At 65.4% G+C, this 14,656-nt stretch carries 13 protein-coding genes; all 13 read right to left on the reverse strand.

Going from position 1 to position 14,656, the window contains the following annotated elements:
• Positions 1-786, reverse strand: a 786-nt coding sequence (locus CH296_RS28030; protein ID WP_143546459.1) for a hypothetical protein, incomplete at its 3' end; no start/stop codon positions are given.
• A complete protein-coding gene (locus CH296_RS28035; RefSeq protein ID WP_143546460.1) occupies positions 783-1,052 on the reverse strand; it encodes a hypothetical protein in 270 nt (89 codons plus the stop codon). The genes CH296_RS28030 and CH296_RS28035, both read right to left, overlap by 4 nt.
• 10 nt (positions 1,053-1,062) lie before the next feature.
• Positions 1,063-3,429: a hypothetical protein gene (locus tag CH296_RS28040; protein ID WP_094686243.1), complete on the reverse strand. Its 2,367-nt coding sequence runs from the start codon at positions 3,427-3,429 to the stop codon at positions 1,063-1,065.
• Positions 3,430-3,433: 4 nt separating this feature from the next.
• Positions 3,434-4,492: a hypothetical protein gene (locus tag CH296_RS28045; RefSeq protein WP_143546461.1), complete on the reverse strand. Its 1,059-nt coding sequence runs from the start codon at positions 4,490-4,492 to the stop codon at positions 3,434-3,436.
• A gap of 101 nt (positions 4,493-4,593) precedes the next feature.
• Complete coding sequence (locus CH296_RS28050) at positions 4,594-4,905, reverse strand: hypothetical protein (RefSeq protein WP_094686245.1); 312 nt, start codon at positions 4,903-4,905, stop codon at positions 4,594-4,596.
• The gene (locus CH296_RS28055) at positions 4,902-5,381 is read right to left on the reverse strand and encodes a hypothetical protein (RefSeq protein ID WP_094686246.1); all 480 of its coding nucleotides are present in this window, start codon (positions 5,379-5,381) and stop codon (positions 4,902-4,904) included. The genes CH296_RS28050 and CH296_RS28055 overlap by 4 nt, the downstream gene beginning before the upstream one ends.
• Complete coding sequence (locus CH296_RS28060; RefSeq protein WP_094686247.1) at positions 5,378-5,797, reverse strand: hypothetical protein; 420 nt, start codon at positions 5,795-5,797, stop codon at positions 5,378-5,380. Before CH296_RS28060 ends, CH296_RS28055 begins: the two co-directional genes overlap by 4 nt.
• Positions 5,794-6,273: a hypothetical protein gene (locus CH296_RS28065; RefSeq protein ID WP_094686248.1), complete on the reverse strand. Its 480-nt coding sequence runs from the start codon at positions 6,271-6,273 to the stop codon at positions 5,794-5,796. Before CH296_RS28065 ends, CH296_RS28060 begins: the two co-directional genes overlap by 4 nt.
• The gene (locus CH296_RS28070; RefSeq protein ID WP_094686249.1) at positions 6,273-7,094 is read right to left on the reverse strand and encodes a hypothetical protein; all 822 of its coding nucleotides are present in this window, start codon (positions 7,092-7,094) and stop codon (positions 6,273-6,275) included. Before CH296_RS28070 ends, CH296_RS28065 begins: the two co-directional genes overlap by 1 nt.
• Entirely contained in the window at positions 7,094-7,822 is a 729-nt protein-coding gene (locus CH296_RS28075; RefSeq protein WP_094686250.1) for a C39 family peptidase, read from the reverse strand. Before CH296_RS28075 ends, CH296_RS28070 begins: the two co-directional genes overlap by 1 nt.
• A gap of 11 nt (positions 7,823-7,833) precedes the next feature.
• The gene (locus CH296_RS28080) at positions 7,834-9,429 is read right to left on the reverse strand and encodes a hypothetical protein (RefSeq protein WP_094686251.1); all 1,596 of its coding nucleotides are present in this window, start codon (positions 9,427-9,429) and stop codon (positions 7,834-7,836) included.
• Positions 9,426-10,295, reverse strand: a complete 870-nt coding sequence (locus tag CH296_RS28085; RefSeq protein ID WP_094686252.1) for a hypothetical protein — start codon at positions 10,293-10,295, stop codon at positions 9,426-9,428. Before CH296_RS28085 ends, CH296_RS28080 begins: the two co-directional genes overlap by 4 nt.
• A partial coding sequence (locus CH296_RS28090; protein ID WP_094686253.1) for a phage tail tape measure protein occupies positions 10,292-14,656 on the reverse strand: 4,365 nt, incomplete at its 5' end. The genes CH296_RS28090 and CH296_RS28085, both read right to left, overlap by 4 nt.

Here is a 14,656-nt window from a genome sequence, read left to right on the forward strand (position 1 = left end):
GACAACCCCGTTCGTCGTCACGCGGGTCACGTTGCCGGTGGCTGGGTCGGTGACAATGACTGTGGCTGCCGGAAACTGCGGGGCATAACGAGTGTCAGCGACATCTTCGTCCAAGGCCGCGTTCACCTTCTCGCGGACCTCCGGCGCGAGCTTGGCCGCGTCGATCGAATCGTCGGCGACCTCGCCGCTGCCGGCGGGCAACGGCACCGGAACACCGACCGGCACCTGCCCGTCCGGCGAACCGGGAGCCTCGCGATAGAACTGGATGCCGTCCTCGACGATCTCGACACCGGAGATCGAGAAGCCCGCCGGGCCCTGCACCACACCGGTGCCCGAGCCCGGCACGTTCACCGGCTGCACCGTCGTGAGATTGACGACCGTCGGATTGACACCCGCGACGAGCTCAGCCGCCGGGTCGTAGACCGGGAGCGCGAACGCGAACTGCTTGCGCACCACCTGCGCGCCATTGAGCCGCAGATCGAACGAGGCCTGCCACTTCCAGTTCGTCGGGTTCGTCGCGGCATTCGGGGCCAGCAGCATCACGTACGGCAGACCACGATGAGTCAGCCGACCGTTGACGTACGTGCACGTGACCGGCTGCACCGAGAGCCACTTCGGCATCGTCGGCACACGAATCCCACCGGCGGTCTCGGCGAGCATCGGCTCCAACTTCACCGTGCCCGTCAACGCCACATCATCAGGCAGATCGTCCGGGTCGAGGCCGTCCATGACGAGCCCGCCGATCCAATCCTCCACACGCCCGTACTCCAACACCGGTGACGTCATGCCGATCCTTCCTGAGCTTCGAGAGCGAGCGCGGATCCCGACGCGGGGTCCGCCTCGGGGACGATCTGACCTTCCAGAACGGGACCGATCCCGGAATACGGTTCGGCTTCGGGCACCACGAACACAGGCTCGTAGGCCGGCAACGGGACTGCCCGGCCCGTGAACGAGACGTCGGGAACATCGGTACGAGTGATCACCAACATCTCGCCGTCGCGATGCGCGGTGTACTCGAACCCTTCCTCGTCGGTGAACACAGCTGCTGGCACGGGAACGCTCCTATTCGGGGTCGGGGAGATCTTGGGCAAGGATGAATTCCCAGCCGCCGGAGTTGCCGAAGTCAGCTCGGCTCAAGCCCAGCTCGGTGTAGCGGTACGCCGAGCCACGCGGAATCGCGTTGCCCGTATCCGGGTACGTGAGCACCGGCGTCCACGTCTCGGTCCCGGTCAGCTTGAACACCGTGAACACGTTGCCTTCGGCACGCAGCTTGAACACATCACCGGAGGACACAGCGAAGTCCTGTGACGCGAGGACACCACCGCCGAGCCACGGCCGATACGCCAACGTGACGCCGGTCGAGCGGACCTCGACATCGACGTAGCTGCGGACCCGGAGATACGCAGGCCTCGTCGTCGGCGTCCGGATCTGACCGGACACCTCGTGATCGTCGCGGGCCATCTTCGCCGTCACCCGATACCGACGACGACCGTTGTCGATCAGCCCACCGGGCAACATGATCGCGCCCGAGACCACGACCGCTGCCGCGCCCTCCTGACGGGAGAGCGTCGGCGGAATCGCGCCCGAGGAGAAGTCCTCGAAGTAGATCACCAGTTCTGGCAGCGGCAGATTCGTCGGCTGCCCGATCCCGATCCACACCAGAGGCGCTGCCGGAGTGAACGTCAGCGACGTCGCGGCGATCGTCGACTGCTCGGAGATGACCGACGACGAAATGATGCGGTTCGCGATCTGCGGCGGATACAGCAACCCCTCACGTGGGACGGAGGCGTTGTTGATCTTGCCGACCAACTGACGCTGCGAAGACGTCGGACCCGGCTGGTGAATCGCCAGCCACACCGACTCGTTCGCCTCGAAGACCAACTCGTTCGGCAGGTTGTAGATCTGCTCCCCCGGCCCGCTGATCGCCGCCGTCTGATCCGGAGACACGTGCTCGATCAGCACCGACCCGTCATCAGGATTCATCCGGCCGATCAGAACGTAGATCGGATTCGGAGACGAGCTGGGAATGGTGCCCAGCGCGTACACGACCGACCCGCGGCCGCCGGACCACTGCACCCGGACGAAGCCCGCCTCGACCGAGTTCTGCGCCGGCAGGTAGGTCGGATCCGACCGCGACACCGAGAAGCTGTCGTTGTGGCTGTGCGGGTCGAGTGTCCGGTCACCGGTGGTCGAGCCCGTCGTTCCGCGCACGTGATCGTGTGTGCTCCAGCCACTGCCCGAGGTCGTCGACACTCCGCCGCTGAGACCGGTCACATCGCGATCACGTGAAATCTGAGAGAAGGTGCACTCGTGATTGGTCATGCAGTGGTCGTACGGAACGACCGGAAGACCCTTCTGCACACCGACGATCGCCGCCTGCACAGCATTGACCTGCTGCTGCTGAGCCGCACCGATCGCGGCCGCCGCTGCTTCGGCCGCCGACGTCGCGGCCGCAGTGGCGTCCTCGACGACCGTGCCGATCGCGTCCTGTGCGCCTTGCGCCGCCTCGAGCGCGGCCCCGGCGTCGGCCTTCGCATCCTCGATCGCCGTGAACTCGCTGCCACGGATCGCGAACCCTGTCAGGCCCGCCGAGAATTCCGGTGTCGCACCGAAGAACCCGGTCCACGTCATGCACGAGAACATCGAGAACTTGTGGTTGCCGTCGACCGGGAAACCCGACACGTCGTCGTGGACGATCAGCTCGACACCGTCGACGACCACCACATAGCGAGTGTCCTTCATCCGCAGTTCCGGAGTGGACGAAAAGTTGTACGAGCGTTCGGTGTTCGCTTTCCACTGGGACCGAGTGACCGTGTTGCCCGACCGAGTGAACCGGCCGAGCTCGCAGTGACCGCCCCAGAAATCGACGTACACACCCTCGGTGCCGGCGGCATTGCAGCGGCCGTAGATCGCAGTCCTCGCGCGGGTCGCGATCTTCCCCGACTTCGAGAGCGGGTGCACGATCGCAATCACCGAATAGTTCGGTGACGATGCAGCCTGCGGACACAACGCATACTGCGTTCCGTCATCGACCAGACCGAACGGTGCCGACTGATTGAGCTGCGCCGCCTGATCGATGATCTCCAACGACTGGCCATCGCCGAACTGCACCCACACCGGAACGACGCCGGGGTTCGGAGACCCCAACGAGGCCGCGTTGATGCGGTTGAAGTTGTCGGAATACTCTGCGCCCGCAGCCATCCGACCTTCGAGGGTCTGCACGCGCGCCGACAATCCGGCGGTCAACACCTGTGCGGTGTACTCGCGGTCCTGCGCATCGGGAGTGTTCTCGAACCCCTGATCTCCCGCCAGTACCTCACCCAGCGCGCGGAGAGTCTCCGAGTTACCGATCTGAATACCCTTGGGCTGATCCTGATCACGGCCGTTGTAGCCGATGTCTGGATTGTTCGGCGCGAAGTACTCGGGCACAGGCCTACACCGAAACCGGGATCGGACGAACCCGAAGGTAGGCACGTTCCTTACGGGTCTCGAGACGTGTCTGCGCCGTCGTCTCGATCTTGCGGGCAATCAGGAAGATGTTCACCGCGGTGTTCGCCGGGACGATCGTCGACGACGACGTCGGGACGGAGATCGTCTCCTCCGCCGCGCGAGAGAGCACACGAGGAATCCACTGATTCTGAAACGCGGTGATCGCGATCGCCGGACCACGCGCCAGCAGAGGACCGGCCACCGCACCGAGGCGGCACTCCAAGTCGATCCGGACGTTGGCGGTGGTGAAGAACTCGACCATCCCGTCGACCTCCGGCTCCCACGCGAACGGCTGCGCCGGCATCGGCATGGTGACGATCGAGACGTACTCCCCAGCCCACCCGTTACCCGAGTTCACCGCAAGCCAGTCCTCGGCCGAGCCTGCCTTCTTGTAGACGCCGGGAGACTGGAAGATCTTGCGGGGACCCCAGTTACCGTCCGACCGCTTCGCCAACACATCGCCGGTGACCGCCGCGGTGCCGCCGTCCTCATAGTCCGTCGCCGCCTCCACCGCCGCAGCAGGACCGGGCACCGTCGACGGCTCGCCGACGTCGCCCTTGCGCAGGACGAAGTCCGCGACGTACGCGCCGGGAGAGATCTCCTCGAACTCCACCGACCCGTTGCCCTCGGTCGTCGAGGTCACCGATCGCACCGCCAGCGTCGGGACAGCGCCCGTGTCGCCCTTGTCGCCGAGGTAGTTGGTGAGAGTGTCGAACTTGACGGGGCCGCCGGGGTACTCCTCGACGACCATCTTCACGTCGCGGGAACCGTCGACGCGCCAGGCGTGCCCGATCCACTCCGGCGACAGCTCACCGATCGCGGGGATGTCATCCGCGATCTGCGCGCGGTGAATCTGGACCGGGGTGCCGTCGCGGCCGGGCGCGCCGTCGTCGCCCTTGTAGGCGAGGATGTCGACGTCCATGTTGCCGGCTTCGATCTCGGCGACGCCCCGGCCCGTCGTGCGAATGTTCCACTCGTCGTGCAGTCGCAGATTCAGGGTCATGGGAAGTGTGAAGTTGTACCCAGCCATCAGTGGCCTTTCTCGAAAGCACGGGTCCGACACCGCCGAGCGGTACCAGGACGAAAGCGGGAGTCGGTCAGCAGTCAGGTCGTGGATTGCCAGCGCTGGATTTCGCGATGCCGAGCCAAGGCCGTCGGCTGATCCATCGTCTGATCGATGAGCTGCAGCACGAGGTCGGAGAACGCGTCGCACTTGCGGTTACACAACGCGAGCTCGGCCCGCACCGTGGCGAGTTGGTCGTCGGCGAACTTCACCGAGCCCGCGTAGATTCCCTGCACGATCTGGTTCGTATCCGCTGCGTTGCGGCGGCGATCCTTCAGCCAGGACACCACCGAGGTGATGGCCGCGGCGAGGCCACCGGTGATGACGAGCTGGATCAGGGTTGCAAGGGTCATCGACGCCTCTTCATCTGGCCGGACACCTCGTGCAAGGTCCGGGCGATCTCGACGACTCGGAATCCGCAGTACAGACCGAAGCCGATCACCAGCCACACACCGGACGACGTCGGCGGACCCGAGTTGTAGTCGACGACGGACAGGACGTAGACCAGGCTCGAGACGAACACCAGCACCGCGCCGAGGCGTTCGAGGTACAGCGACACCGAATAGTTCGATCGACCCACCGTCAGCGAGAGCAGGATCGCGACGCCGCCGACCAACTGCATCCACATGTAGGCGATGTCCGTCCACTCCGGCGACTGGGTGGCCGTCACCGACCCCGGTATCGTCCCGGTCACCAGTTGCAGCACACCCGAGATCGTCAGCATCAGCGCGAGAATCCGGTACAGCGGCCACGATCCGGACACCACCCGACGGCCACCGAGAACGAACACCATCACCCGGTGCGCGGCCTTCGCCGCCCGCGCCGTCATCGCGTCACCGCAGGAATCCGGACAGTCACCCGCAGAACCATCAGCACACACAACGAGGTGTAGACCAGGATCCCGGGCGAACCCAGCGGCACACCCGATTCCACGACATCGAACACGAACGACACCGCAAAGAACAGGAACCACAGCACCATCACCGCCGCGCCGAGCACCACCACATGATGCCGGTCACCGAGCTGCCCCACCACGACAAGGGCTCCCGCAACGACAGCCACCACACCCCACGACTGCGGCGCGAACGGGACCGTCAACGCGGTGCCGTACACATGAGACGGACCGTCCCACAAGGCGGCACCGAAGGTGAACGTCAACGCGCCGTACCCGACAGCCAGCAACCCGAGAACCACGGTCACCGATCTGGCGAAGAAAATCAGATCGGAGACCGACCGAGCAGTCACGTCACCTTCGGCGGCTTGATACCGAACTTGTTCTGCACGTACGCAATACCGGATGCCAGCGCAGCCGAACCGGCCAGCGTACCGACGACCTTCCAGTCGTCCCACGAGAACACGTTCAACGTCCCCTGTGTCAGCGCCTGCACCACGACATTGCCGACTGCCATCACGACCACCGCCAGCAGGCTCTGCACCAGAGTGCGCAGAGCGCGTGAGCGAGCCTGGGTCTTGATCCAGCCCACTGGATCGAAGTCACCGTCCTCGGTGATCACCGGTCCACCCAGCGGTAGACCACCGACATCGAACAGCTCGTCGAGCTTCGATCTGCCCTCGGCCCGGATCTGCTCGAGCGTGTCGTCGAGACGTGACCGCGCGTCAGCGCCAGCAGCTTCCAGCTGGATCAACGCGCCCTCGAACGTCGCGCTCACCTGCTCGACGACCTTGTCCGTGATCAGATCGATCACATTCTTCTCGGCCATCACCGACCCGCCTTCGCGCGTGCGGCCTTGGCTCCGGCGTCACCCTTGTCGGCCTCGCGGCGCACCAGCTCGATCGCCCACTGCTGGCCTTTCGCGGCCTCGCGCTCGACGAACTCCTCGTGGATCCGGGCGTCGGTGTTGAGCACGTAGCCCGCGATGGTGTCGAGCGGCTCGTCGTTGTCGCGGTACTTCGAGCGGCTCGGGAACTTCTTGGTCAATTCGTCGTCGGCGTACGACATGGTGGTGATCCTCTCGGGTAGGAGTGCGTCTGCCATGGAGTCGCAGAGGGCGTAGCGGCGCTGACGGTCCGCGAGGCCGTTCGTGCCACCGTTGATGGCCCGCGTCGCGCCGATCAGGTCGCGGCGGTCGGACAGGCCGTTGAGGTCCCGTTGGGTCGTCCAGTACCAGACAGCGGGCAGGAAGAGGTACTCGTCACGCTCGGCGGCCGCGGGGTCGTCGAGGAAGTACGTCGGCGTCGGGACAGCACCGCGGGCATGCGCCCACTTCGAGCACTCTCGGTAGTTGTTCTTGCCGGTCATCTGGATGGCACCGCGGCCGCGGTAACGGAATCCGTCGCCCGGCTGGTCGTTGCCCATCCGCCCGTCGTACGTGCGCTGATCGGGGGTCGGGTCCCAGAGCTCGCGGAACACGGACAGCCCGATCGACTCGTGGCCGAGCTGGGCGAACCACATGACGGCACGGTTGCGGTTCGTGATCCCGGCCAGCAGCATCGCCTCGTTGAACGACGGGGCGAGTGCTGCGTACCGGCCGACCGAGTTGACCCCGTCGAACGCGCGGTGCATCGCCGCTGCGGTGACCACTACTGCTCTCCCCGTTGGCGTTCGACGGATCGCTCGTGGATTCGGCCGTCGATGTTGAGGATGAACCCTGCGAGAGTGTCGATCGCGTCGTCGTTGCTGCGGTACTTCGACCGGGACTGGAATCGCTTCGACAGTTCGATGTCCGCGGGCGAGCGCGTGTCCACCGGTGGGGCCGGCTGGATCGGCTTCTCGTTCGGTGTCGCGGTGTAGCCCTTCCCGGCGATGCACGATGCGAGTTGATCGACGGACATCCAGTACTCGAACGGCCGGAAGCCGGAGTCGGCGATGAGCACCTCACGGGTGTCGGGATTGCATCCGACCACGGTGAAGTAGTGATACACCGTGCCGCCCGCGTAGGCCGGCTTCTCGCCGCGGGTGCCGCGCGGGTAGTTCGACGGCGGCACCATCACGTTGCAGATCACTGCGTAACCGCCGAGGATCGAGGCCTGCACGTCGCGCCACAGCAATTCCCTCTGTGCCTGCGTAGCGTCGTTGCCGGGAATCTGCCGAGTGATGTAGTCCGCGGGGACGTTTCGGTTCAGCAGGTCGGTGATCAGCCCGATGTGGTTGGTGCCGTTGCGCGTGGTACCGAGTTGGCGAGCGAGATCGGCTTCGGTCGAGTTGATGCCGCGGATATCGAAGGCGACCTGACACGAGGCAGGGCCGCACCAGTAGCTCGTCTCCTGCGGGATGATCGAAACATTGTGTGGCAGAACGATGTCTGGCATAGCAGTAGCTCCTAGTTCGTTGCGAGGGTCATGGCGTTGAACATCGAGAACAGTCGCTTGAACCGTTCCTGGTTGCGCTGCTGCGGCGACTTCTCCGGCTCGTCATCACCGATGATCGTGTCCACCAACACTCGGTCCTCGCGGGTGTCGACGACCTCGATCGACTCCACCCGATCGGTGAACATCTCGCCTTCGTCCTCCCACCCGACGAGGTGACCGATGTCGAAGTCACGGAACGCCGCATGCGGGGCCCAGTCGATGATCGAGACCTTCGCGCGTCGCTTGCCGGCAATGTCGAAGATGCCCTGATCGGCGCGCTGCTTCGAGGAGAACGTGTACCCGGCGGAGCCGCCGTTGACGAACTTCTCCGGGCGAGCCAACGGGCCGAGTTCGCGCTTGGCCTTGTAGTTCGTGGCCTTCATAAACGCGAGGAACACATCGTCGAGGATCGTCGACAGCGCGCCCGCGACTGCGCCGATGATGCCGCCGAGCCCACCGATCGGAATCGACAGTGCTGTCAGCGCCGCAGTGGCCAGCGCGATGATCCCCTGCTCGATTGCCAGACTGAGCAACTTGTTCAGCCAGGTGGGGCTCTTCCCCCCAACAATCACCGAATAAGCTTGTGGGTGAGTCACTTCCAGCGTTGCATCGATGATCCCGGCCGAGTCCTCTGTCCAAATGCACGACGGAATCTCGGTCTGCTTCAAGTGCTTCGAGATCTGCTCGGCCAACCCGGGCAGGAAGCCGCCGATCAGCGAATCGACACCGTCGGCGATCATCTGGGCGATCGTGTTCGCCAGACCGTCGAGCGGAGCGACACCGGTGTTGATGCCACCGGACTTCGGTCGATCGACCACCCGCATCCACACCTGCGAGGACAGGAGTGTCACCCGATCGGAGGGCTGCTTGTCGCGGCCCTTGATGAAGAACCCCATCTCGATCATGACGTCCGAGTCCTTGAGGACCGGATCGAACAATTCCTCGAGCGAGACCATGCGGGCCTGCATCGTCGTCCACTCCGAGCGATCGGAGAAGAAGTCGTACGGCAGCATCGTGACCGGGCACTGCCCGGTGCGGAACCGGAGTCGGAAGAAGTTCCGTTCCGAGTACCAGTGGATGCCGCCCTTGAGCGGACCGACGAACAGATCCTCCGGTGGGAACTGCACCTCCTCGAACCCGGGGATCGGCATCGGGTACGCAAAGATGCAGGAAAGGAAGATCTTCGAGTCCACCAGGGTGACGGTGATCGTCTTGTTGCCCTTGATGCCCTTGCGGACCGCAGTGTCGACGAACCCGTCGTAGTGCTCGTCGTTGTAGGTGATCCGCACCGGGATGACGGTGGTGTCCGCCTTCATCAACAGGTCCGCGAACTCCGTCGACCCCGGCAGGAGCATCTTCGCCGGACCGACACCGCGGCGCTGCTTCTTGAACCGCGCCTCGCCGTAGTCGGTGACCATTCCCAGCGGCACCAACTGCGGAGTGAAGACCTCCACACTGAACTCGGCCGCCGACCCGCGGCGCGGCGGCTCGTCGAGCAACTCCCGCCACGCCGCCGCCGACCACGAATCGAGCGGAACATTCACGGGGTCGAGCACCGGTGCGGTCAAAACGGCCTCCGTGATTTCGGTTCGATCGTGAACACCGCCGACGACGCGGCATTACCGCCGATGCACTTGAGACGAGACATGTCCATCCGCCGGCGGCCCGGTACCGCGTTGTCCTTCCGGAAACGCTGGCCGCCCATGTCGCCGTAGAAGTTGGTGCGCATGTTCGACACCGGCCGCACCGACATGTCGGTGTGAATCACCACCACCTCGCCCGGTTTCAGGTTCGGCGTGGTCACCACCTTGTCGCTCACACCGTCCGGGAGCTGAAACACCCCCGGCCCCTTGATGGTGATCACCGGCATCGCCTTACGGTCGCCGGAGTTGTAGAGCGACTTCTTCGTCACCGGCTGCCCGTTCGCCCACGCGAACTCCTCCGGCAGACCGAACCACCACGACTTCTCCACCACCACCGGAACCAGATACGGCTGGAAACCCTCGAACACCGGGTCGACCGTGTGCTCGACCGACGGCATGGTATCGAGACGGAAGTCGCAATACTTCACCCCGCGAGGGGAATTGACGTACAGCCGGGACTGGAACTCGTACCAGATGTCCGACCAGAACCCGTCCTCGACCTTGTGGATGTGCGAGCCGTGGATCTTGTGGACGTACACCGGGATCTTGAAGCGCCGCGGCTCGATCACCGCACCCAGCCAGATCGCGCCGTCACCGCGCGCGGTCTCGAACCACTGATGCTTGGCTTCGGGCTCGACGTAATCCGCCCAGCCCTCGGCGAGCACCACCCCGCCGGACTCACGACCGACGAGGTGGTGCTCGGAGAGATACCAGGCCCGCTCCGGAAGATCAGCTACCGCACCAGGACCCGCTATCACCACGTTCGCGGTGCCTTCCGGAAAGAACGTCACGACTCCCCCAACCGAACACTTCGTGACCGCCACTCATCTTCGTACGCGGCCTGGCGGACACCCTTGGCAACTTCGTTGCGGTCGGCCCCGTACTGATTGACCGTGATCTGCCGCGCCTCCCGCCGTTCCGGAGCCGACCGCTGCGGAGCCATCCGCTCCGCACGCGCCAACGCCAACTCCTGCGCCACCGACGTCCGCATCGACCCGGTCAACACCTCCTCGGTCTGACCCGACAGATTCAGACCGAGCTCACCGTGCTTCCACAGACCACCGGTGTCGAACAACTTCGGAGTCGGCGTCACCATCCCCTTGGCCAGCAACTCGATCCAGTCCGGAGTGCCCGGAGTGGCCGGCAACTGATTGTCGAGTTCGGCGTCGGTCGCGGGCCGAGCCGTGTCGAGCAACTTCGCGTTGTCCTCGAGATGCTGCTTCTGCAGATCGGCCAGACCCGACACCAGCGCGACCCCGGCCTTCGCGAGGGGGCCCATGTTGTCGGCCTCGTAGTAGCCGAGCACATCGGCGACGTTCTCGGTCACGAAGTCCCCGACGATCCCGCCGAGCGCCGACGACCACTGATCGGCCGTCGTCAACGCACCCGTGCCGGATCCCGAGCCACCTGCCGCGGACTCCTTCGCAGCCGCGTTGCGCGCCCGCTGCAACGCCCGATCGGCCGCTGCCTTCTCCTCGGGGGTGGACTCCGGATCGTTGTAGACCTCGTTGCGCCGAGCATTGGCCTCGACCACCGCCGCCTGCGCGTCCTGCGCCGACAGCTCCTCGTCGGACAGGTTGGTCGTCAGCTCCGGAGCCTGCGGTGCCGGGGGCTCGTTCAGCCCGCGCGCGGCCGCGTCCTTCTTCGCCTCGAGATCCTTGACCTTCTGCTTCGCGCGTTCGACCTTCGAGCGAGCCTGATCCTTGTCGGCGTCGGACTTCTTCGGATTGCCCAGCGCCGCAGCGAGATCCTCCTCGGCCTGCGTGATCGCGATCCGCGCCGAATCGAGCGCGAGATCGTCCTTCTCCGCCCACGTCGCCTTCTTCGTCCGCGACGAACCACCGGAAGAGTACGAGCTCACAGAATCGAGGCCCTCGATCCCCGCAGTCCCAGGAGCACCCGACGTCGACGGATCGTACGGCGGAGCGAACAACTCCCACGGCAAGTAGAACTGGTTGGTGAACTGCGCATCGAACGCACCCGCAGCACCGCCACCCATCTGCATGTTGCCGTTCGCGCCACCGGACTCGAAGTTCGTACCACCGATCGTGGCCGCCATGTGCTCCTCGTTGGTGCCCACCACGAACGGACCCGTCGTTCCCGGCACCAGACCCGGCCACTCACCGGCCAGCAGCGAATGCGTCGTGCCCAATCGGCCCGACTCGCCCTGACCCATCGCTGCCTTCTGCAGGATCGCGACCCAGCCCGAGCAGTCCGCCGCACTGACCGACGCAGCACCCCAGCCGTACGGGTTGCCGTTTCCGCGGCGACCCAGATCGAACACCCGGTCCAGCGCGCCGCCCTCCGCGAATCCCGGCAACGCCAGGTTCCCGTTGAGCAGGTCCTCCATCGGCAGAGCATTCGTGTCGAGCATCTGCCGGAACCGGTAGACGTTCTCCTGACCGCCCATCGCCTGCACATCACCGGCATCGAGAACGTGCTCGCCCGTCGACCCGCGCCACGCACCGAAGCCCGGTGTGTACATCAGCATCGAATCCGACGTCGACGTCCCCGGCCCGGACAGTGCGCCACCGGTCGCACGACCGGGAAGCTGCGAGACCAGATCGGCGTACGCGGCGTCGGACATCCCGAACTGCCGCTGCGCGCGCCTCTCCTCGACTGTGAACGTCACGACCGCGTTGCGCGGACGGGTGGCGAAGTCGGCCTGATCGTTGATCGCCCGAATCGCGTCGAGTGCTTCCTGATTCGGTGCAGTGATCCGGACGATGCCGGGCTTACCGTCGATCTCGGTGTCGACGGTTCCGCCGACTTCACGGATCTTGTTCTTCGCATCCTCGGTCAGGGCATCGATCGGAATGTCGACCGGCTGGCCCACCGCGCCCAGCAATCCACTGAGGATTGCGATCTGCTGCTCGACGGTGTCCGCGCCGCGCAGGCTCGCGAGCAGTTCGATGTTCTTCGGGATCAGGCCCTCGGCCTCGATCATGCGCTGCAGGTCCTGGACCGCGACACCAGTCGAGATCGACAATTGTTGCAGCTGAGCGTCGTTCGACGCCCAGATCGGGCCCATGTCGGCACCGGCCTCGGCAGCGGTGATCGTCGCATCCTTGATGGCCAGCAACGAATCCCGCAGACGCGAACCATTGGACGACGCCGTATTGACGGCACCGCCCTGCCCGATCAGCTCAGCGCCCCACCCCTGCGCTGCATCCCACACGTCCTTCGTGGCCTCGGCAGTCGAGCGGACCTGATCGTTGTACGTCTGCAGCGCATCGGAGAGTGGAATCGGTTTGCCCGACAACACATCCAACGCAGTCTTCATCGCGTTGATACGGTCCGTCGCCGACGACGACTCGTCGGAGAGCACCTTGACCGCATCACGCAGATCGAAGAAACCCGGTGAGGTGTTCTTCGCGGTCTCCCGCGCCTTGACGAACTCCTCCCGCAGAGGCTCCAGCACAGCGAGCGCCTCGGAGCCGCCGTCCTCGATTCCGCGCAAGCTGTTCGCGACAGCGTTGTACTCGGCATCCGAACCCGACAATGCCGCAGCAACTTCCTCGGTCGTCTTGCCGAGATTCCGGAACCCAGATTCGGTCTTCGCGCCCTGCTCGGCCAGATCCTCCTGCGCCCGCATGGCGTCGGTGCCTGCCTCGGCGACACCGGAGAACCAACCCTTGATGTCGCTACCGGCGGCAGCGAAGATCCCGAACGCGCCAGGTCCGTTCTCGGCAAGTGTGTTTGCCTTCTCGCGGACCGAATCGATCTGCATCCCCACGGCACCGAGGACGTTGTCCGAGACCGCGCCCTGCGACTCCTGGAAGGCTTTCGCCACATCGCGCTGCGCGGCAGCGACATCCGACGACGACTGATCGATCGCTTCCTGCTGAGCATCGAGCGCCGCGTACTCGGCCGTGATCTTGCCGACCGCGAACGTCGCGGCCATGATGCCCACCATCCACGGGCCACCGAGCACACCGATCGCGCCCTTGGCCGCGGACGTCATACCGCGCAGGCCTGCGACAGCGCTGCCGCCGATGACACCGCCGAACTGAGCAGCTCGCGCGGCACCGTTTCGTAGTGCCGACGTCAGTGCCCCCGACTGTCCGGTGGCTGCGCGCTGCTGGTTCGCGAACTCGCGGGTGCGCGCGGTGACACCGCGGTAGCCCTCGGCCATGTTCCGGACGGCCGGCGAGCGCCGTTCGAGAGTCGCGAGACCGGACGCGAGCTCCGAGAGTGGTTCCGCGTTCTCCTCGAGCGCACCCGCAAGATCCTCCGCGTCACCGGTCAGAGCCGAGATCGGGTTCGCAGTGTCGGTGTCGGAGATCCCCGACAGCGCCTGCTCCATCTGCAGGTCACCCATCTCGCGGCGGAAGTCCGTGATCGAGTCACGCCAGCCGCCGATCCGTTCACCGATCGAATCGTCGAGACCGGAGATCTTGAGCGCACCCAGACCGACAGCAACAGCCTGCACCGGCCCGGGCAGCTCGGTGAAGGCACTGACCAGGTCACCGACGAATCCCGCCACCGGGGCCATCGCCTGGCCAGCGGATTCTAGACCGCTGATCAGGCCGGGGGTGGTGTTGGTGACGAACTCGGCACCCTTGGTGATCAGGTCTTCGAGCGGTCCGTCGACGAGGTCGTAGACGCCGAGCGCGAGAGCTTCGGCGGCATTGCCCGCGGACGCCATCGCGCCCGGCAGGCCCTTCGTCTTCGCAGCAGCAACCTCGGCGGCCGCGCCCTGACGCTCGACAGCAGTGCGCATCGAGTCGTATCCGGCCTGCCCCTGCTCGGCCGCGACACCGGCCAAACGCATCGCATCCGAGCCGAACAGTGTCGCGGTCGCAGCCTGATACAGCTCCGGAGACATCGACGCAGCAGCCTCGTCGAGCTGACGGAACAACTCCGACATACCGACAAACTGACCCTGCGCGTTGTAGACCGTGAGACCGAGATCCTCGATCGCACCCTGCGCCGGGTTCGACTGATCCGTCAGCGCCAACAGGGTCGACTTCAGCAAGGTACCTGCGTCGGAGCCCTGGATGCCCGCGTTCGCCAGGACGCCGAGGGTGGCCGCGGTGTCCTCGATCGACATACCGAACTGGTTCGCGACAGCACCGGACTGAGCGAGACCCATTGCCACGTCGGTGATCTCGGCCGACGACGCGTTCGCCGAGTTGGCGAGCACATCGGG

Origin of the sequence: Rhodococcus sp. 14-2496-1d, assembly GCF_002259365.1 — a bacterium.
Classification (GTDB): domain Bacteria; phylum Actinomycetota; class Actinomycetes; order Mycobacteriales; family Mycobacteriaceae; genus Rhodococcoides.

Excerpts from the sequence above, each read along its gene's own strand:
- CH296_RS28055 (WP_094686246.1), bottom strand. The coding sequence starts at position 5,381 with ATGACGGCGCGGGCGGCGAAGGCCGCGCACCGGGTGATGGTGTTCGTT.
- CH296_RS28075 (WP_094686250.1), bottom strand. The coding sequence starts at position 7,822 with ATGCCAGACATCGTTCTGCCACACAATGTTTCGATCATCCCGCAGGAG.
- CH296_RS28050 (WP_094686245.1), bottom strand. The coding sequence starts at position 4,905 with ATGACCCTTGCAACCCTGATCCAGCTCGTCATCACCGGTGGCCTCGCC.
- CH296_RS28065 (WP_094686248.1), bottom strand. The coding sequence starts at position 6,273 with ATGGCCGAGAAGAATGTGATCGATCTGATCACGGACAAGGTCGTCGAG.
- CH296_RS28045 (WP_143546461.1), bottom strand. The coding sequence starts at position 4,492 with ATGACCCTGAATCTGCGACTGCACGACGAGTGGAACATTCGCACGACG.